At 64.1% G+C, this 17,950-nt stretch carries 11 protein-coding genes and 1 pseudogene; 7 read left to right on the forward strand and 5 right to left on the reverse strand.

Annotated elements, in window-relative coordinates; genetic code table 11:
* Positions 1–5 precede the first annotated feature (5 nt).
* Entirely contained in the window at positions 6–2,390 is a 2,385-nt protein-coding gene (locus AC19YR_RS05605; RefSeq protein WP_500597502.1) for a sensor domain-containing diguanylate cyclase, read from the reverse strand.
* Positions 2,391–2,527: 137 nt separating this feature from the next.
* Positions 2,528–4,798, reverse strand: coding sequence for a bifunctional 23S rRNA (guanine(2069)-N(7))-methyltransferase RlmK/23S rRNA (guanine(2445)-N(2))-methyltransferase RlmL (rlmKL, locus tag AC19YR_RS05610; RefSeq protein ID WP_500597503.1), 2,271 nt, complete (start codon positions 4,796–4,798; stop codon positions 2,528–2,530).
* Between the two features lie 541 nt (positions 4,799–5,339).
* On the opposite strand from rlmKL, the gene rmf reads away from it, so the two are divergent.
* The gene (gene rmf, locus AC19YR_RS05615; protein WP_003223300.1) at positions 5,340–5,555 is read left to right on the forward strand and encodes a ribosome modulation factor; all 216 of its coding nucleotides are present in this window, start codon (positions 5,340–5,342) and stop codon (positions 5,553–5,555) included.
* A gap of 128 nt (positions 5,556–5,683) precedes the next feature.
* On the opposite strand, the gene AC19YR_RS05620 is transcribed toward rmf, so the two are convergent.
* Positions 5,684–6,709: a quinone-dependent dihydroorotate dehydrogenase gene (locus tag AC19YR_RS05620; protein ID WP_095107583.1), complete on the reverse strand. Its 1,026-nt coding sequence runs from the start codon at positions 6,707–6,709 to the stop codon at positions 5,684–5,686.
* 299 nt (positions 6,710–7,008) lie between these two features.
* On the opposite strand from AC19YR_RS05620, the gene AC19YR_RS05625 reads away from it, so the two are divergent.
* The 6 genes and pseudogenes from AC19YR_RS05625 to AC19YR_RS05650 all read left to right on the forward strand — a co-directional run bounded on the left by AC19YR_RS05625 (position 7,009) and on the right by AC19YR_RS05650 (position 16,006).
* Positions 7,009–8,220 (forward strand): CmpA/NrtA family ABC transporter substrate-binding protein, encoded by a 1,212-nt coding sequence (locus AC19YR_RS05625; protein WP_500597504.1) that lies wholly within the window; start codon positions 7,009–7,011, stop codon positions 8,218–8,220.
* A gap of 14 nt (positions 8,221–8,234) precedes the next feature.
* Positions 8,235–8,810, forward strand: coding sequence for an ANTAR domain-containing response regulator (locus AC19YR_RS05630; protein WP_095107581.1), 576 nt, complete (start codon positions 8,235–8,237; stop codon positions 8,808–8,810).
* Positions 8,811–9,024: 214 nt separating this feature from the next.
* A complete protein-coding gene (locus tag AC19YR_RS05635; protein WP_500597505.1) occupies positions 9,025–10,236 on the forward strand; it encodes a nitrate/nitrite transporter in 1,212 nt (403 codons plus the stop codon).
* Positions 10,237–10,243: 7 nt separating this feature from the next.
* The gene (locus tag AC19YR_RS05640; RefSeq protein ID WP_500597506.1) at positions 10,244–11,911 is read left to right on the forward strand and encodes a bifunctional protein-serine/threonine kinase/phosphatase; all 1,668 of its coding nucleotides are present in this window, start codon (positions 10,244–10,246) and stop codon (positions 11,909–11,911) included.
* A 151-nt stretch (positions 11,912–12,062) separates the two neighbouring features.
* Positions 12,063–13,274: pseudogene (locus tag AC19YR_RS05645) on the forward strand (NAD(P)/FAD-dependent oxidoreductase); the annotation flags it as partial.
* Between the two features lie 14 nt (positions 13,275–13,288).
* Positions 13,289–16,006 carry a nitrate reductase gene (locus tag AC19YR_RS05650; RefSeq protein ID WP_500597507.1) on the forward strand — a complete coding sequence of 906 codons (2,718 nt, stop codon included), beginning with the start codon at positions 13,289–13,291 and terminating at the stop codon, positions 16,004–16,006.
* Between the two features lie 160 nt (positions 16,007–16,166).
* On the opposite strand, the gene AC19YR_RS05655 is transcribed toward AC19YR_RS05650, so the two are convergent.
* On the reverse strand, positions 16,167–17,198 hold the full coding sequence (locus tag AC19YR_RS05655) for an OmpA family protein (protein WP_095107576.1): 1,032 nt from the start codon (positions 17,196–17,198) through the stop codon (positions 16,167–16,169).
* Positions 17,199–17,304: 106 nt separating this feature from the next.
* Positions 17,305–17,895 (reverse strand): RNA polymerase sigma factor SigX, encoded by a 591-nt coding sequence (gene sigX, locus AC19YR_RS05660; protein WP_095107575.1) that lies wholly within the window; start codon positions 17,893–17,895, stop codon positions 17,305–17,307.
* Between the last annotated feature and the right edge of the window lie 55 nt (positions 17,896–17,950).

The raw sequence follows: 17,950 nt of genomic DNA on the forward strand, positions 1-17,950 counted from the left end.
AGTCGTCAGGGGAGTTCTTGTTCAACCCGGTCGCGCCCGGCCTGTTTGGCGGCGTAGACCCCGGAGTCAGCGCGCAGCAACAGCGCGTCGGCGCCTTCGCCCTGGCGCCAACTGGCGATGCCGAAACTGGCCGTGACAATCCCCACCTCACCAATCGGCGCACTGCGCAGGCCCTGCCACAGCTCCAGTGCCAAGGCGTAGGCCTGCGGGCCGCTGGTATCGGGGCACAGCACCATGAACTCTTCCCCACCCAGGCGACAGAACACATCGGTGCGGCGCAGGCGCTGGCCGATGCGCTGACACAACGCTTGCAGCACCCCATCGCCCACCGCGTGGCCGTGCACGTCGTTGACCCGTTTGAAGTGGTCGATGTCGAGCATGATGACCGCCAGCGCGCCCATGCCCCGCTCCACACGGGCCATTTCGGTTTTCAGCCGTTCCTGGAAGTAGCGCCGGTTGTAGATGCCGGTCAGGGAGTCGGTCACCGATAACGCCCGCAGCTCTTCCTCGACGCGTTTGAGGTCGGAAATATCCGAGATGTAGCCGTGCCACAGCACCCCGCCGCCCGGTAACTCTTCAGGCGTGGCCTCGCCGCGCACCCAGCGCAAGCCGCGTTCAGGCAGTTGCACGCGGTACTCTTCGCGCCAGGGTTGCAGGGTGTGCGCCGAAAACCGCACCGACGTGCGGATGCGTTCCACATCGGGGCCGTAGATACGTTGGAAAATCGCCTCGGCGTTAGCGTGTAACTGCTCGGGATCAAGCTCGTAGATGTCGCGGATGCCGTCACTGGCGTAGATCACGCTGAACTTGCCGTCCGGCGCCATCATGAATTGGTAGATGCCGCCGGGCACATGGGCGCTGAGTTTTTTCAGCAAGCGATCCTGGGCCGCCAGGGCTTCGTGGACACGCTTGCGTTCGGTCACGTCAATGCAAATGGCCACATGGCCGACCCACAGCCCCTGCTCGTCGAGCACGGGGCCGGCTAGCATGTCCACCGACAGCGGGCTGCCATCATGGCGCAGCAAGGTCCATTCCACCGCCTCATGGCCGCCCGCCTCACCGCCCTCCACCAGCATCGCCTGGTGCAGCGGGATCGGCTTGCCGTAGCGCTGGCTCAACACCTGCGCCCGCGCCGACAGTTCGGCCCGCACATGCAGGCTCTCCAGGGTCTTGCGCCCCAGCACGTCGCTGCTTTGATAGCCGAGCATGCGCTCGGCGCCGGCGTTGAAGGTGGTCATGATGCCGCGCAGGTCGGTGGCGATGATCGCCACCTGGGTCGCGGCATTGAGCACGCTGCGCAACTGGCTGTGGGCACCGCTCAGTTCCTGCTCGCGCACCCGCAGCTCACGGGTGCGTTGTTCTACCAGGCGTAACGCGCACTGGCGCCGGTTGACCAGCACGTACAGCAGGACGCTGAGTAACAGGCTCAACAAACCGCCGAGCACCACCAGGCTGATAAGCGAAGCATGGTTGGCCTTGAGGAACACGGCGCTGGGGTGGATCTGCACTTGGTAATCGTGATCCGCCAGGTGCAGCACCCGGGTGGCCACCAATGCACTGGCCGGCGGTTGCAGGTCGCTGGTGTAGAGCAGGCTCTGTTCCGGCTCCACCGACAAATCGCGGATGCGCACCGCCAGGTTGTCGTAGCTGGCTTCGGGAAAACCATCGGCCACCAGTTGGCGCATGCTAATCACCGCCATCACAAAGCCGTAGGGCTCGCCGCCCGTGCGGGTGCTGACCGGCGCCACCAGCAGCACACCGCGGGCGTAGGCCGGCTCGACGCCGACCAACTGCATCGGTTGGGAAACCGCTTGGGTGCCCAGAGTGCGCGCCCGCTCCATGGCCGAACGGCGCAGCGGTTGGGACAACAAGTCAAAGCCCAGAGGCGAGCCGAGTACGCTTTGGGTTTGGCTGAACAATACCGGCACGTATTCGGCGCGCTCGGCGGCCGGTTGCAGTTGCCGCTGGGCGTCGATCTCGCGGATGCCAAAACCCTTCAGGCCCTGGTCCTGCACCGCCCGCTCGAACAACTCGCGTTCGGCGGCGCGGATCCGTGGCGCCCAGGAATAAGCCTGGGTACGGCGCAATAAGGGTCCGGCGTAGCCGTCGAATTCTTCGCGGGTAACCGAGTCGGAGTTGATGAAAAACCGCCGCAGGCTGTCCAGGCGTTGCTCCTGGTCCTCGAAGCGTTCCTGGATGCGGCTGAACCGCTCGCCCACCAGCAATTGGAAACGCTGGCGCGACTGGGTTTGATAAAGGTTGAGGGTGGCCCAGGCCAGCAGCCCGGTCAGCACCAGGCCTATAAACAAGGCCAAGGCGGCGACCCAGCGGGCCGAAGCGTCTTCACGAATGAAACCGAGTATTTTCGGTTGGGGGCCATGCAACGACATAAGCAGAACTTCCAACGCCAGCGAGTTGGGGCGTCACAGGGGCTTTGATGAAGTTATAGCTATTTGCCATCAATTTGACCAGCACCAAAAGAACCAAGAGCCTTTAAAAAACAAGGCTCTATGGATCCAATCAGCGGTCAACGGGCAGTGATTTTCCAGGCGCGGTGGATCTTGCCGTTACGGGCAAAGTCCGGGTCGAGGGTTTGCGCGGTGATTTCCTCGACGGCATAACGCTGGGTGAGGTTGTCTTCGAGCTCGAACTTGCGGAAGTTGTTGGAGAAGTACAACACCCCGCCCGGCGCCAGGCGTGCCATGGCCAGGTCGATCAACTGCACCTGGTCACGCTGCACGTCGAAGATGCCTTCCATGCGCTTGGAGTTGGAAAAGGTCGGCGGGTCGATGAAGATCAGGTCGAACTCATCGCGGCAGGCCTCCAGCCACACCATCACATCGCCCTGCTCCAAGCGGTTCTTGTCGGAGAAACCGTTGAGCGACAGGTTACGCCGCGCCCAGTCCAGGTAGGTCTTGGACAGGTCAACGCTGGTAGTGCTGCGCGCGCCGCCCTTGGCTGCGTGCACGCTGGCGGTGGCGGTGTAGCAGTAGAGGTTGAGGAAGCGCTTGCCCGCGGCTTCTTTCTGGATGCGCAGGCGCATGGGCCGGTGGTCGAGGAACAGCCCGGTGTCGAGGTAGTCAGTAAGGTTGACGAGCAACTTGACGCCCCCTTCCATCACCTCGGTGAACTGGCCCTGGGCGCTCTGGCGCTCGTACTGCTTGGTGCCGCTCTGGCGCTCGCGGCGTTTGACCACCACGCGGCTCTTGTCGATGTTCAGCGCCTGGGGAATCGCGGCCAGGGCATCGAACATGCGTGCCGAAGCTTTTTGCGGGTCGATGGACTTGGGCGCGACGTACTCCTGGACGTGGACCCAGTCGTGGTACAGGTCGATGGCCATGGAGTATTCGGGCATGTCGGCGTCGTAGATGCGGTAGCAGTCGATACCCTCGCGCTTGACCCACTTGCTCAGTTGCTTGAGGTTTTTCTGCAGGCGATTGGCGAACATCTGCCCGCCCTCGCTCAGGCGCGCCTGCTCAACCACCGGCGCCGGGGCTGGTGCGGGTTTGATCGGGTTGCCGTTCTTGTTGTACTGGCGCTCCTGCGGCTCGGCCGGGGCCTGATCGTAGGCCGCTCGCTCGCGCTCGGCCTGGCGTTGCTCGGGGGTGCGGCGCTCGCCGGTAACGAACTGGTCGGGCAGCACTTTTATCAGCAGCAGCTTGCACGGCAGCGCGCCGTTCCAGAACGAGTACTGTTTGTGGCTGCGGATGCCCATGCGCTTGCCCAGGTCCGGGGCGCCGGTGAACACCGCCGCTTCCCAGTTCAGGCAGGCCTGGCGCAGCCGCTCGCCGAGGTTCTGGTAGAGGTAGAGCAAGCTCGCCTCGTCGCCCAGGCGCTCACCGTAGGGCGGGTTGCAGATCACCAGACCTTTCTGGTTCTGGTCCGGGCGCGGCTCGAAGGTGGCCACTTCGCCCTGGTAAATCTTGATCCACTCGCTCAAACCGGCGCGTTCAACGTTGTTGCGCCCCGGTTGGATCAGCCGTGGGTCGGCCTCGTAGCCGCGAATCCACAGCGGCGGCTTGGCCAGGCCGGCCGCCGCGCGGGCACTGGCTTCTTCGTGGAGTTTTTTCCACAGCGCCGGCACATGCCCCAGCCACGCGGTAAAGCCCCACTGCTCGCGGCGCAGGTTGGGCGCCATATCGGCAGCGATCATCGCCGCTTCCACCAGGAAGGTGCCGACACCGCACATCGGGTCGGCCAGGGCGCCGCCCTCGGCGGCAATGCGCGGCCAGCCCGCACGGATCAGGATCGCGGCAGCGAGGTTTTCCTTGAGCGGCGCGGCGCCCTGCTGCAGGCGATAACCGCGCTGGTGCAGGCTGTGGCCGGACAGGTCGAGGGAGAGGATCGCTTCGCCGCGGTCCAGGCGCAGGTGAATGCGCAGGTCCGGGTTGAGCTTGTCGATGGACGGCCGCTCGCCCGTGGGGGTACGCAGTTTGTCGACAATGGCGTCCTTGACCTTCAAGGCGCCGAAGTGAGTGTTGTCGATGCCCGAACCATGGCCGCTGAACTCCACCGCCAGGGTGCCGTCGCTGAGCATGTGGTCTTGCCACTCGATGTCCAGCACGCCGTGGTAGAGGTCTTCGGCGTCCTTCATCGGGAAGCGCTTGAGCACCAGCAGTACCCGGTTGGCCAGGCGCGACCACAGGCACAGGCGATAAGCCGTTTCCATGTCGGCCATGCCCCGCACGGCGGAGGTGTGCTCGCGTGCGTCTTCAAGGCCAAGCCCGACGGCTTCCTCGATCAGCAGGCCTTCGAGGCCTTTGGGGCAGGTGAGGAAGAGTTCGTAACGATCCGACATGGGTATTCCAGGGCCTTTGGCAATAAGTAAGCGGGCAACGCATTGCCGGCTCGGTTTTCAATCAAGCGCTTTTCTCAAGAAGCGCTCGCGTGGCACGAAACTGTGCCGTCCCACCCCGGCGGCTCGACTAACCAGACGGTTAAAAGAGCTTGAATGCCCGGGCAGATAAAAAATGTGTGCAACAAGATGTCACATCCGGACCCTTCGTCGAATATTGCCGCACCAAAACGGTGGGACATTCGCATCGGAGAATGATCCTCATCATCCAGCGTAAGCCTCATCATAGCGGGGTTTGCCCGAGGGGCGAGCCAAACGCCCTGCGCTACTTATGGCCATAACATCAATATTGTGACGTGCTTATGACAAAACGATCATTCCCAGCATGTGACTCATTGGTTAGAACTCCCTACAGGTTGACGCCGCAATGACGTCAACACCCTGGCTCGCCGCCCGTCGCGAGCCGCCTACGGCAGAAGCCCTCTGCCCGACCTCAAACGAGGTCAACGCTACACCTACAGTCAACAAGTGAGGGAAACACCCTATGAGAAGACTTAAGCGTGATCCGTTGGAAAGAGCATTTTTGCGCGGATATCAATATGGCGTTGGTGGTAAATCCCGTGAGCTTTGCCCCTTTACTCTACCGTCGGTGCGCCAAGCCTGGATCAACGGCTGGCGGGAGGGACGCGGCGACAACTGGGACGGTATGACTGGCACTGCGGGCATCCATAGACTCAACGAACTTCACGCCGTCGGCTAACACAGGGCACTTATTCCGACACCACAATCTGACGACGTACCGCCTTACCATGCACGTCCCATCCGGACGGCGGGCTACGGCCCAGGGGCTCCTTCAAGGAGCCCTTTTTATTGCCCGCGCGCCAGGGTTCAGGCCTTGGGCAATGCGGCGATGGCATCCACCGATTGGCGAATCAGCGCCGGCCCCTTATAGATGAAGCCCGAATACAGCTGCACCAGGCTCGCGCCGGCGGCGATTTTCTCAGCCGCGTGCTTGCCTTCGGTGATGCCGCCCACGGCAATGATCGGCAAGCGCCCGGCCAGCTCCGCGGCCAGCACCTTGACGGTGTGGGTGCTCTTGTCGCGCACCGGGGCGCCGGAGAGGCCGCCAGCCTCGTCACCGAACTCCATGCCTTCGACGCCAACGCGGCTCAGGGTGGTGTTGGTGGCGATCACCGCATCCATGCCGGTTTCGATCAACGCCCGGGCGACTTCGATGGTTTCCTCGTCGCTCATGTCCGGGGCGATCTTGATCGCCAACGGCACCTGCTTGCCGTGCATCTGGGCCAGTTCATCCTTGCGCTGGCGCAGGGCCTGGAGCAGTTGCTTGAGGGAGTCACCAAATTGCAGGCTGCGCAGGCCCGGGGTGTTGGGCGAGCTGACGTTGACCGTCACGTAGCTGGCGTGGGCGTAGACCTTGTTCAAGCAAATCAGGTAGTCGTCCACCGCGCGCTCGACCGGGGTGTCGAAGTTCTTGCCGATATTGATACCCAGGATGCCTCGGTACTTGGCCGCCGCCACGCGGGCCAGCAGGTGATCCACGCCCAGGTTGTTAAAGCCCATGCGGTTGATGATCGCCTCGGCTTCGGGCAGGCGGAAGATCCGCGGCTTGGGGTTGCCCGGTTGCGGGCGCGGGGTGATGGTGCCGATTTCGACAAAGCCAAAACCCAGTTGGGAAAAGCCGTCGATGGCCGCGCCGTTCTTGTCCAGGCCTGCGGCCAGGCCTACCGGGTTGGGGAAGTCCAGCCCCATGACGGTCACCGGCATCTTCGCCGGGGCCTTGCACAGCAAGCCGTTGAGGCCCAAACGCCCGCCCGCGCCGATCAGGTCCAGGGACAGATCGTGGGAGGTTTCCGGGGAAAGTTTGAACAACAGCTGACGGGCCAGGGTGTACATGGGCGCGATGGACTCGACGGGCGGCAAAAAGAGGCGGCGATTATAGCCGGGCTAGCCCCTCGCACGCGAGGCATGGGGCGAAATCATCCGGGCATGGCATATGCCTTGCACCGTTCACGCCATCGACACTGGGGCCAAAAGCAGCAACAGGGTCGCGCCAGGTTTTTTTGCCCACGCAAATACCCGCGCCGGTCCGAGTCGCGAGCAGGCTCGCTCCCACAGGTTTCAAAGCCTTGGCTGACCGGTTTTATCTCAGTGGCGCTTTTTTATGCACCCAGGCCCTGTATTGGAGCTTACCCATGAATGACTTCCTCCCCGGGCCGCTGGCCTGGGTCAACGGCAGTGACGCGCCGGAAAAAACCACAGTCAACCTAGGGTTCATGGCCCTGAGCGATTGCGCCTCAGTGGTGGTCGCCGCCACCCAGGGCTTCGCCCAACCTTACGGCTTGAGCCTAAACCTCAAGCGCCAAGCCTCCTGGGCCAACCTGCGGGACAACCTGGTCAGCGGCGAACTGGACGCCGCCCACAGCCTCTACGGCCTGATCTACGCCGTGCACCTGGGCATCGGCGGCGTGGCGGCCAACGACATGGCGGTGCTGATGGGCCTGAACCAGAACGGTCAGAGCATCAACCTCTCCCACGGTCTGCAAGGCGCTGGCGTGACCGGTCCTGAGGCGCTGCACCGGCGCGTGCACCAAAGCCGCGCAAAGCTGACCTTCGCCCAGACCTTCCCCACCGGCACCCACGCCATGTGGCTGTATTACTGGCTCGCGAGCCAGGGCATCGACCCGCTGCACGACGTCAAAAGCGTGGTGGTGCCGCCGCCGCAAATGGTCGCCCACCTGCAGGCCGGGCGCATCGACGGCTTCTGCGTGGGCGAGCCCTGGAGCGCCAGCGCGGTACGCCAAGGCTTGGGCTTTACCCTGGCCACCTCGCAGAGCATCTGGCCCGACCACCCGGAAAAAGTCCTGGGCTGCACCCGCGCCTTTGTCGAGCAGTACCCCAATACCGCCCGGGCCCTGGTGATGGCGATCCTCGAAGCCAGCCGCTTTATCGAACAGAGCCCGCAAAACCGCCGCAGCACCGCGCAGTTGCTCAGCGCCCCGCAATACCTCGACGCGCCGCTGGAATGCATCGCCCCGCGCCTGTCGGGCGAGTACACCGATGGCCTGGGCAACAGTTGGCAAGACCCCCACGCCGTGCGTTTTCACGGGGCCGGCGCGGTCAACCTGCCGTACCTGTCCGACGGCATGTGGTTCATGACCCAATTCCGCCGCTGGGGCCTGCTGCGCGACGACCCGGATTACCTGGCCGTGGCCACCCAGGTCCAGCAACTGGCGCTGTACCGCCAAGCCGCGCAGGCACTGAGCATCGACGCCACGCAAGGGGACATGCGCAGCAGCCAATTGATCGACGGCATCACCTGGAACGGCAGCGACCCGGCCGGCTACGCCCGCGGCTTCAAGCTGCACGCCCTGAGCGACAGCCCCGCCCTTCTCGCCCGCCGCTGACAGGAACCCAGAGCATGTTGCGCATCCTGCTTATCAACGACACCGCGAACAAAGTCGGGCGCCTGAAAGCGGCGCTGGTGGAAGCCGGTTTCGAGGTGCTCGACGAATCGGGCCTGACCATCGACCTGCCCGCCCGCGTCGAAAGCGTGCGCCCCGATGTGGTGCTGATCGACACCCAATCCCCCAGCCGCGACGTGATGGAGCAAGTGGTGCTGGTCAGCCGCGACCAGCCCCGGCCCATCGTGATGTTCACCGACGAACACGACCCGGCGGTGATGCGCCAGGCCATCAAGGCCGGGGTCAGCGCCTACATCGTCGAAGGCATCCTGGCTACGCGCCTGCAACCGATCCTCGACGTCGCCATGGCGCGCTTTGAGAGCGACCAGGCCCTGCGCGCCCAACTCCATGCCCGCGACCAGCAACTGGCCGAACGCAAGCGCATCGAACTGGCCAAGGGCTTGCTGATGAAAATGAAGGACTGCAAGGAAGACGAGGCTTACACCCTGATGCGCCGCCAGGCCATGAGCCGCCAGCAAAAGTTGATTCAGGTGGCCGAACAGATCATCGCCATGAGCGACATGCTCAGCTGACGCGCAAGTTGGCACAAATCTGGCTTAAGCCAACACACAGGTAACCAACGGCGGTTGCCCCACCTACGACAAAGACGTCGCACCCTCCACGGCCAAAGCCACCGGGGTTGCGGCGTTTTTTCGTTCTGGCCCCACTGCACGGGGCCGGTGGTGCGGCCGACAACCGGCGCATCTCGATGACTCCCTCCAAGACTCTTGACCCCTGAGGTGCACGATGAATTCAAGCTTCTGGAAATCCGGCCACACCCCGACCCTGTTCGCGGCGTTTCTCTACTTCGACTTGAGTTTCATGGTCTGGTACCTGCTGGGCCCGTTGGCAGTGCAAATCGCCACCGACCTGCAACTGACCACTCAACAACGGGGCCTGGTGGTGGCCACGCCCATCCTTGCCGGCGCCGTATTGCGCTTCGCCATGGGCCTGCTGGCCGATCGCCTGTCGCCCAAGACGGCCGGCATCATCGGCCAGGTGATCGTTATCTGCGCCCTGTTCGGCGCCTGGAACCTGGGCATCCACAGCTACGAACAAGCGCTGCTACTGGGCCTGTTCCTGGGCATGGCCGGGGCGTCGTTCGCGGTGGCCTTGCCGCTGGCGTCCCAGTGGTATCCGCCACAGCACCAGGGCAAGGCCATGGGCATCGCCGGGGCAGGCAACTCGGGCACCGTGCTGGCGGCGCTGATCGCCCCGGTGCTAGCGGCGGCCTACGGCTGGAGCAATGTGTTCGGCTTTGCCCTGATCCCGCTGGCCCTGACCCTGATCGTGTTCGCCTGGGCCGCGAAAAACGCCCCGCACCGGCCCAAGGCCAAATCCCTGGCCGACTACCTCAAGGCCCTGGGCGACCGCGACACTTGGTGGTTCATGTTTTTCTACAGCGTGACCTTTGGCGGCTTCATTGGGTTGGCCAGCGCCCTGCCCGGCTACTTCAACGACCAGTACGGCCTCAACCCAGTGACCGCCGGCTACTACACCGCCGCATGCGTGTTCGGCGGCAGCCTGATGCGGCCCCTGGGCGGTGCCCTGGCCGACCGCTTTGGCGGCATCCGCACCCTGCTGGGCATGTACAGCGTGGCGGCGGTGTGCATGGCGGCCGTGGGGTTCAACCTGCCCAGTTCCTATGCGGCCCTGGCCCTGTTTGTGTGCACCATGCTCGGCCTCGGTGCGGGTAATGGCGCGGTGTTCCAACTGGTGCCCCAGCGCTTTGCCCGGGAGATCGGCGTCATGACCGGGCTGATCGGCATGGCCGGTGGCATCGGCGGCTTCGCCCTCGCCGCGGGCATGGGCGCGATCAAGCAAAGCAGCGGCAGCTATCAACTGGCCCTGTGGCTGTTCGCCAGCCTCGGCGTGCTGGCGTGGTTCGGCCTGCACGGGGTCAAGCGCCGCTGGAGAACCACCTGGGGCTCGGCGGCCGTGACGGCGGCGCGGGTCTGAGGCGCCCATGAGCCTGCAACTGAGCTTCGCCCAGGCCAGTGCCACCGGCCCGCGGGCGCACAACCAGGACGCCTTGCGCGTGGTCACCCCGGCACCGGCGCTCGCCGCGACCAAGGGTTACCTGGTGGCCCTGGCCGATGGCGTCAGCCAATGCGCCGACGGTGCGCTCGCGGCGCAATCGACCTTGCAGGCCCTGGCCTTGGACTACTACGCCACGCCGCCCACCTGGGCGGTAGCCCAGGCCCTGGAGCGCTTGTTGCTGGCGCAAAACCGCTGGTTGCGCGCCAATGGCGGCGGCCAGCCGTTGCTCACCACCCTCAGCGCCCTGGTGCTGCGCGGCCAGCGTTTCACCCTGGCCCATGTCGGCGATTGCCGGGTGTATCGCTGGCACGCCGATGTCCTGCAACGCCTCACCGAAGATCACGTCTGGGACCAACCGGGCATGCAGCATGTGCTCAAGCGCGCCCTAGGCCTGGACCAGCACCTGGTGCTGGACTTTCTCGACGGCGAACTGCGCGACGGCGAAAGCTTCGTGCTGCTCAGCGACGGCATCTGGGCGACCCTGGGCGATCAAACCATCGCCGCGATCCTGCGCGACCAGCCCGACCCCGACAGCGCCGTCCGCACCCTGGTCAGCGCCGCACACCTGGCCGGCAGCCAGGACAACGCCAGCGCCTTGCTGGTGCGTATCGAACAGCGCGGCGAAGCCAGCCTCGGCGATGCCCTGCTGCACCAGCAGCAATGGCCCTTGCCGCCCGCCCTCAAACCCGGCCAGTGCTTCGAGGGCTGGCAGGTGCAGGAGCGTTTCGGCCAGAGCCGGCAATCGCTGCTGTACCGGGTGCTCGACGGGCAACAGCAACCCTGGCTGCTCAAGACCCTGCCCGCCCACTTGCACGACGATCCACAGGCCGGGCAGAACCTGTTGGCCGAGGAATGGTTCCTGCGCCGAGTGGCCGGGCGGCACTTCCCCGAGGTGCATGCCGCCACCACGCGCCAACACCTGTATTACGTGATGCGCCATTACCCGGGCGTCACCCTGGCCCAGCTCTTGGCCGACCATGGTCCCCTGCCCCTGGCGCAATGGCGCGACCTCGCCGAACGCCTGCTGCGGGCGGTCGGGCTGTTGCACCGCCGGCAAATCCTGCATCGCGATATCAAGCCGCAAAACCTGCTGCTGGGGGACGACGGCGAGCTGCGCCTGCTGGACTTTGGGCTGGCCTATTGCCCGGGGCTGTCGCGGGACGAGCCCCACGCCCTGCCCGGCACCCCCAGCTACATCGCCCCCCAGGCCTTCGACGGCGAAAGCCCCACTGCGCAACATGATCTCTACGCGGTGGGCGTAACCCTCTATCACCTGCTCACCGGGCACTTCCCCTATGGCGAAATCGAAGCTTTTCAACGCCCGCGCTTCGGCGCCTCGGTCAGCGCCAACCGCTACCGCCCGGACCTACCCGACTGGCTCGAGCAGTGCCTGGCCCGGGCGGTGAGCGCCGACCCGGCGCGGCGCTTCGAAACCGCTGAGCAGTGGCTGTTGCTACTAGAGCAGGGCGAACGCCACAGCCTTAACGTGCGCCCCCGGCCCCTGCTGGAGCGCGAGCCGCTGAAGGTGTGGCGCAGCGTGGCGCTGGTGGCGGTGCTCATCAACCTGGCGCTGCTGGCCATGCTGCTTAGGTAACACGCGGGTTGGCCCGCACTGGGTTGCGCAGCAGCGCCTAAGCGCTGTTGGCAGCGCTACGCACTCCAGCGCGGGCAAGCCCGCTTTCTACAAAGAACCACCTTCATCTTTGGGCAGGCCCGGATGTGTCGCGCCCCCTTCGGAGAACACCATGAACAAACTCAAGTTGGTGATGATCGGCAACGGCATGGCCGGGGTCCGCACCCTGGAGGAACTGCTCAAGCTCGACGCCGGGCTGTACGACATCACCGTGTTCGGCGCCGAACCCCATCCCAACTACAACCGCATCCTGCTGTCGCCGGTGCTGGCCGGCGAGCAGACCTTCGACGACATCGTGCTCAACGACTTGGGCTGGTATCAAGAACACCGCATCCGCTTGCTGCTCAACCGCACCGTGGTGCGCATCGACCGCGTGCGGCGCCGGGTCATCGCCGACGACGGCACCGAAGCCGAGTACGACCGTTTGCTGATCGCGACCGGCTCTTCGCCCTTTATGCCCGCGCTGCCGGGCAATGACCTGCGCGGCGTGATCGGCTACCGCGACATCGCCGACACCCAGGCCATGATCGCCACCGCCCGCAGCCACACCCATGCCGTGGTCATCGGCGGCGGCTTGCTGGGCCTGGAGGCGGCCAATGGCCTGAAACTGCGCGGCATGCAGGTGACCGTGGTGCACATCGGCCAGTGGTTACTGGAGCGGCAACTGGACCGCACCAGCGCCGAACTCCTGCAACAGGCCCTGGAACAGCGCGGCCTGCGCTTTCGCCTGGCAGAACAGACCCAAGCCTTGCTCCCGTCCCGGCAAGAGCCGACGCGGGTCGGCGCGGTGCAATTTGCCAACGGCGAACAAGCGCCCGCCGACCTGGTGGTGATGGCCGCCGGCATCCGCCCCAACATCCAACTGGCGCTGGACTGCGGCCTGCCGTGTGCGCGCGGGATTCTGGTCAGCGACACCCTGCAAACCTTCGACCCGCGCATCTACGCCATCGGCGAATGCGCCAGCCATCGCGGCGTCGCCTACGGCCTAGTGGCGCCGCTGTTCGAGCAGGCCCGGGTCTGCGCCAATCACCTGGCCCGGCTGGGGTTCGCCCGCTACCCCGGCTCCGTCACCGCGGCCAAGCTGAAAGTCACCGGCATCGACTTGTTCTCCTCCGGGGACTTTCTCGGCGCACCCGGCACCCACAGCATCACCCTGCGCGACCCCATCGGCGGCATCTACAAAAAACTGGTGATAAAAGATGACGTGCTGGTCGGCGCCTGCCTGTACGGCGATACCCGCGATGGTGCCTGGTACCGGCAGCAGATCAGCGAGCGGCACAACATCGCGGCGATCCGCGATCGGCTGATGTTCGGCGCCACCGCCCAGGACGCCCGCTGATGAGCCTGCACACCACCGCGTCGACCTGTTGCTACTGCGGCGTGGGCTGCGGCGTGTTGATCGAACATGACCACGGCCAAGTGCTGGGGGTGCGCGGCGACCCGGCGCACCCGGCCAACTTCGGCAAGCTGTGCAGCAAGGGGGCAAGCCTGCACCTGACCGGCGACCTCGCCGCCCGCGCCCTCTACCCCGAACTACGCCTGGGCAAAGGCCTGGCCCGCGCCCGCACCGACTGGGGCACCGCCCTAGACCACGCCGCTCAGGTATTCGCCGCCACCCTCGCCGAACACGGCCCCGACAGCGTGGCCTTTTACCTGTCGGGGCAACTGCTGACCGAGGACTACTACGCCTTCAACAAACTGGCCCGCGCCCTGGTCGGCACCCACAACATCGACAGCAATTCACGCCTGTGCATGTCCTCGGCCGTGGTCGGCTACAAGCGCAGCCTGGGCGCCGACGCCCCGCCGTGCAGCTACGAAGACCTGGAATGCAGCGACTGCGTGCTGATCGCGGGCAGCAACATGGCCTACGCCCACCCGGTGCTCTTTCGTCGCCTCGAGCAAGCCAAACGCCTGCGCCCGCAAATGAAAGTCATCGTCATTGACCCGCGCCGCACCGACACCTGCGACCTCGCCGACCTGCACCTGGCCATCCTACCGGGCAGCGACGTGGCGCTGTTCCATGGCCTGCTGCACCTGCTGCTGTGGGAAGGCTGGGCCGACCAGGCCTTTATCGACGCCCACACCGAAGGCCTGGCGGCGCTGAAAACCCTGGTACACGATTACACCCCGGCGCTGACGGCCCAACTGTGTGGAATCAGCGTCGCGCAACTGCACCAATGCGCGCAGTGGATCGGCACGGCGCCGAGCTTCCTGTCGCTGTGGTGCATGGGCCTGAACCAGTCCACCGCCGGCAGCGCGAAAAACAGCGCGCTCATCAACCTGCACCTAGCCACCGGGCAAATTGGCCGCCCCGGCGCCGGGCCGTTTTCCCTGACCGGCCAACCCAACGCCATGGGCGGGCGGGAAACCGGCAGCCTGTCCAACCTGCTGCCCGGCCACCGTGACGCCGCCAATGCCCAGCACCGCGCCGAAGTCGCCGATTACTGGGGCGTCAGCCATTTACCCGACACCCCAGGGTTGACCGCCATCGAATTGTTCGAGCAGGTGCGCAGCGGCAAGATCAAGGCGCTGTGGATCGCCTGCACCAACCCGGCGCAATCGCTGCCCGACCAAAATGCCGTGCGCGAGGCGTTGCAGGCCTGCCCGTTCGTGGTCCTGCAGGAGGCCTTCCGCACCACGGAAACCGTGCCCTACGCTGACCTACTGCTGCCCGCCGCCACCTGGGGCGAAAAGGAAGGCACGGTGACCAACTCCGAGAGGCGCGTCTCCCTGGTGCGCCAAGCCATTGCCGCCCCCGGCGAAGCACGCGCAGACTGGGCCATCACCGTCGATTTCGCCCGGCGCCTGGAGAAATACCTACGCCCCGGGTTGCCAAGCCTGTTCGACTTCACCCAGGCCAGCCACTTGTTCGATGAATTCAAAGGCCTGACCCGCCACCGCGACCTCGACCTCAGTGGCCTGAGCCACGACCTGCTGGAGCGCATCGGCCCGCAGCAGTGGCCGTTCCCTGAAGGCGCCGTGAGTGGTACACCTCGCTTGTATGGCGATGGCCGCTTTCCTACCGCCAATGCTCGGGCGCGGTTTATCAGCGAACCGTTCGTCGCCGCGTTGGAGCAGCCTGACCGCGATTACCCGTTGACTCTGCTCACCGGCCGCCTACGCGACCAATGGCACGGCATGAGCCGCACCGGCACCGCGGCGCAGTTGTTCGGTCATGTCAGCGAAGCGCTGCTGAGCCTGCATCCCGACGAACTGCGCCGCCAGGGCCTGCAAAGCGGCAACTTGGCGCGGCTGAACAGCCGCCACGGCGAGCTGATCGTTGCAGTACACGAGGACACTGCCGTACGCCCGGGGCAGGCATTCCTGCCCATGCACTGGGGCGATCGCTTCCTCAAGGGCGGTATCAACACCCTCACCCCTTCAGCGTTCGACCCCTTGTCCAAGCAACCGGAACTCAAGCACACAGGTGTGCGCATCAGCCCGGCGGTGCTGCCTTGGGAGCTGTTTGTGCTGATAGAGGGCGATGTGCAGCGGCATTTTGAAACGCTGCGCCCGCTCTGCGGGGGCCTGGATTACCTCAGCCTCAGCCTCACCGGCCGCGAACGCCCGGCCCTGGTGCTGCGCGGCGCCAACGCCTGCCCAGCCGATCCGCAACTGCTGGCAGCCATTGACCGTCAGCTTGAGCTCCATCAGGGGCCGGTCATGGCTTATGACGACCCGCAACGGGCCATCGGTAAACGGGTACGCATCGAGCAGGGCCGCATCACCGCCGTTCGCCTGGCCGGCGAAATCCGGGCAAGCCACTGGTTACAAGGGCTGTGGCTGGAAGGCCGGGTCGATGCAGCGCTGCAGCGCTGGCTGCTGGCCCCCCTGAGTGCCGCGCCCGGCGCCGAAGCCAGCGACGCCGGAGCGCACAAGGTTTTGTGCAACTGTAAGAACGTCAGCCAACAAGCCGTGTGCACTGGCATCGGCCGTGGCCTCAACCTACAAGGCCTGCAACAGGAACTGGGCTGCGGCACTCAGTGCGGCTCATGCGTACCGGAAATCAAACGCCTGCTCGCCAGCACACTAACGGCGAGCGTAGGAGTGCCCTGACATCCACGCAGGAAGCCGGCCACCGCTTTAAACTGAAGCGTCCGGCTGCCTGACTGATGGCAACGTGGCACGCTAGGAGCCATGAAAACAGCAGGCGTTCATCAAATCGCAGACAAAGAAAAGCCCGGCCAAGGCCGGGCTTTTCAGAGCTGCCAGCTAATTACTTAGCTTGAGCTTCTACCGCAGCTTCTACGCGACGGTTAACAGCGCGACCAGCGTCAGTGGCGTTGTCAGCAACTGGGCGGGATTCGCCGTAGCCAACAGACTGAACGCGGGACGATTCAACACCGTACTGGTTGGTCAGAACCTGTTTAACGGCGCTAGCGCGACGCTCGGACAGCTTCTGGTTGTAAGCGTCAGGACCGACGGAGTCAGTGTGACCTTCAACAGTAGTGGTGGTTTGTGGGTACTGCTTCATGAAGTCAGCGAGGTTTTTGATGTCGCCGTAGCTGTTGGTCTTGACGACCGACTTGTCGAAGTCGAATTTCACGTCCAGCTCAACACGTACAACTTCAGCAACTGCTGGGCAGCCATCAGCGTCAACAGTTACGTTGGCTGGGGTGTCTGGGCACTTGTCGACGTTGTCGCACACGCCATCGTTGTCGCTGTCGGAGCAGACTTCAGCCGGAGCTGGAACTGGAGCAGCAGCAGGCTTGGAGCCGCCACCGAAGTTCACACCGATACCGACGCTTGGCGCCCACTCGGTGTCGCCTTGGTCGATGTTGTACTGAGCTTCAACACCAGCACGGGCGTAGAAGTTTTCGGTGAAGTAAAGCTTGGCACCGCCGCCCAGGTTGGCGAAGGTGGAACCGTTACGACCGGATTGGTTCTGACCGATGCTTTGATCGGAGAAACCAGCCGAAACGTACGGACGGATCATGTCGCCCGGGTTGTTGAAGTGGTACAGAGCGTCCAGTGCGGTATTGGAGCCCTTGATGTTACGGCCGTTGTCGGCACGTACGTTGTGCACTTCGTCGTAGGCCAGACGCAGCTCTACGTCGTCGGTCAGGAAGTAACCAACCGAGCCACCGAACAGGTTGCCGTCGTTTTTGAAGTTACGAGCGCTGTCGTAATACTCTTTCTTGGCGAAACCTTCGATTTCAACTGCGCCTTGGCCTTGTGCCAGCGCGCCGAACGAAGTAGCGGCAATAAGAGAACCAATGGCCAAGCCCAAGGTGTTTTTCAGTTTCATCCGTTAAATCCCCATCTGGTGATTGTAAAGCAGTCCCGCAAACCGGGGGACAACTCGGCGGCCAGTCTAACAGACTTGCCTGGACGTAAGAGATATTTGCATCGAACTAAGTTTCAGCGACGCCTGCAAATTTCTCACGTAATTTATCTAGAGCACGCTTGTAACGCATTTTTGTAGCACTCAAACCCATGTGCATTATGTCTGCGATCTCCTGAAATTCCAGTTCTGCGACAAATCGTAGCACCAGGATTTCGCGGTCAATCGGGTTCACGTGCACTAGCCAGCGGTCGAGTCCGGCCTTGTCCTCGGGCTTTGGTGTCTTTTCTTCAGACGCCTCTTCGAGGGGGTCCAGGCTCAAGGCGTCCATCAAGCGACGCTTTCGCCGTTCCTTTCGATACTGCGTGATGCATTCGTTGTACGTGATGCTATAGAGCCATGTCTTGAACTTCGATTTCCCCTCGAAGTTCTTCAACCCGTACAACACCTTCAACATCACCTCCTGACAGACATCATCGGCGTCACGATCGTTCCCTAAATAACGCGCACAAACGTTAAACAGGGTCCGCTGATAACGCCGCATCAATTCTTCATAGGCGCGTGTTATGTGAAACAGCTCCGTGTGCGAGCGCGCAACCAACTCCTCATCAGAGAGCTCGCGGGGATCGTAGCGCGTGGATAGCGATTGGGCTTTATTCAAAACGAGTCGGGCCGACAGTCAGGTCAATGTCCGCCGCAGCCGGCGTTTCGCGGGC

The organism is Pseudomonas sp. MF08817 (assembly GCF_059862705.1).

Bases quoted from the DNA above. Each gene is read 5' to 3' on its own strand.
- AC19YR_RS05635 (WP_500597505.1), top strand. From the start codon at position 9,025: ATGAATTCAAGCTTCTGGAAATCCGGCCACACCCCGACCCTGTTCGCG.
- AC19YR_RS05630 (WP_095107581.1), top strand. From the start codon at position 8,235: ATGTTGCGCATCCTGCTTATCAACGACACCGCGAACAAAGTCGGGCGC.
- AC19YR_RS05625 (WP_500597504.1), top strand. From the start codon at position 7,009: ATGAATGACTTCCTCCCCGGGCCGCTGGCCTGGGTCAACGGCAGTGAC.
- AC19YR_RS05605 (WP_500597502.1), bottom strand. From the start codon at position 2,390: ATGTCGTTGCATGGCCCCCAACCGAAAATACTCGGTTTCATTCGTGAA.
- AC19YR_RS05620 (WP_095107583.1), bottom strand. From the start codon at position 6,709: ATGTACACCCTGGCCCGTCAGCTGTTGTTCAAACTTTCCCCGGAAACC.
- rmf (WP_003223300.1), top strand. From the start codon at position 5,340: ATGAGAAGACTTAAGCGTGATCCGTTGGAAAGAGCATTTTTGCGCGGA.
- AC19YR_RS05655 (WP_095107576.1), bottom strand. From the start codon at position 17,198: ATGAAACTGAAAAACACCTTGGGCTTGGCCATTGGTTCTCTTATTGCC.
- AC19YR_RS05650 (WP_500597507.1), top strand. From the start codon at position 13,289: ATGAGCCTGCACACCACCGCGTCGACCTGTTGCTACTGCGGCGTGGGC.
- rlmKL (WP_500597503.1), bottom strand. From the start codon at position 4,798: ATGTCGGATCGTTACGAACTCTTCCTCACCTGCCCCAAAGGCCTCGAA.
- AC19YR_RS05640 (WP_500597506.1), top strand. From the start codon at position 10,244: ATGAGCCTGCAACTGAGCTTCGCCCAGGCCAGTGCCACCGGCCCGCGG.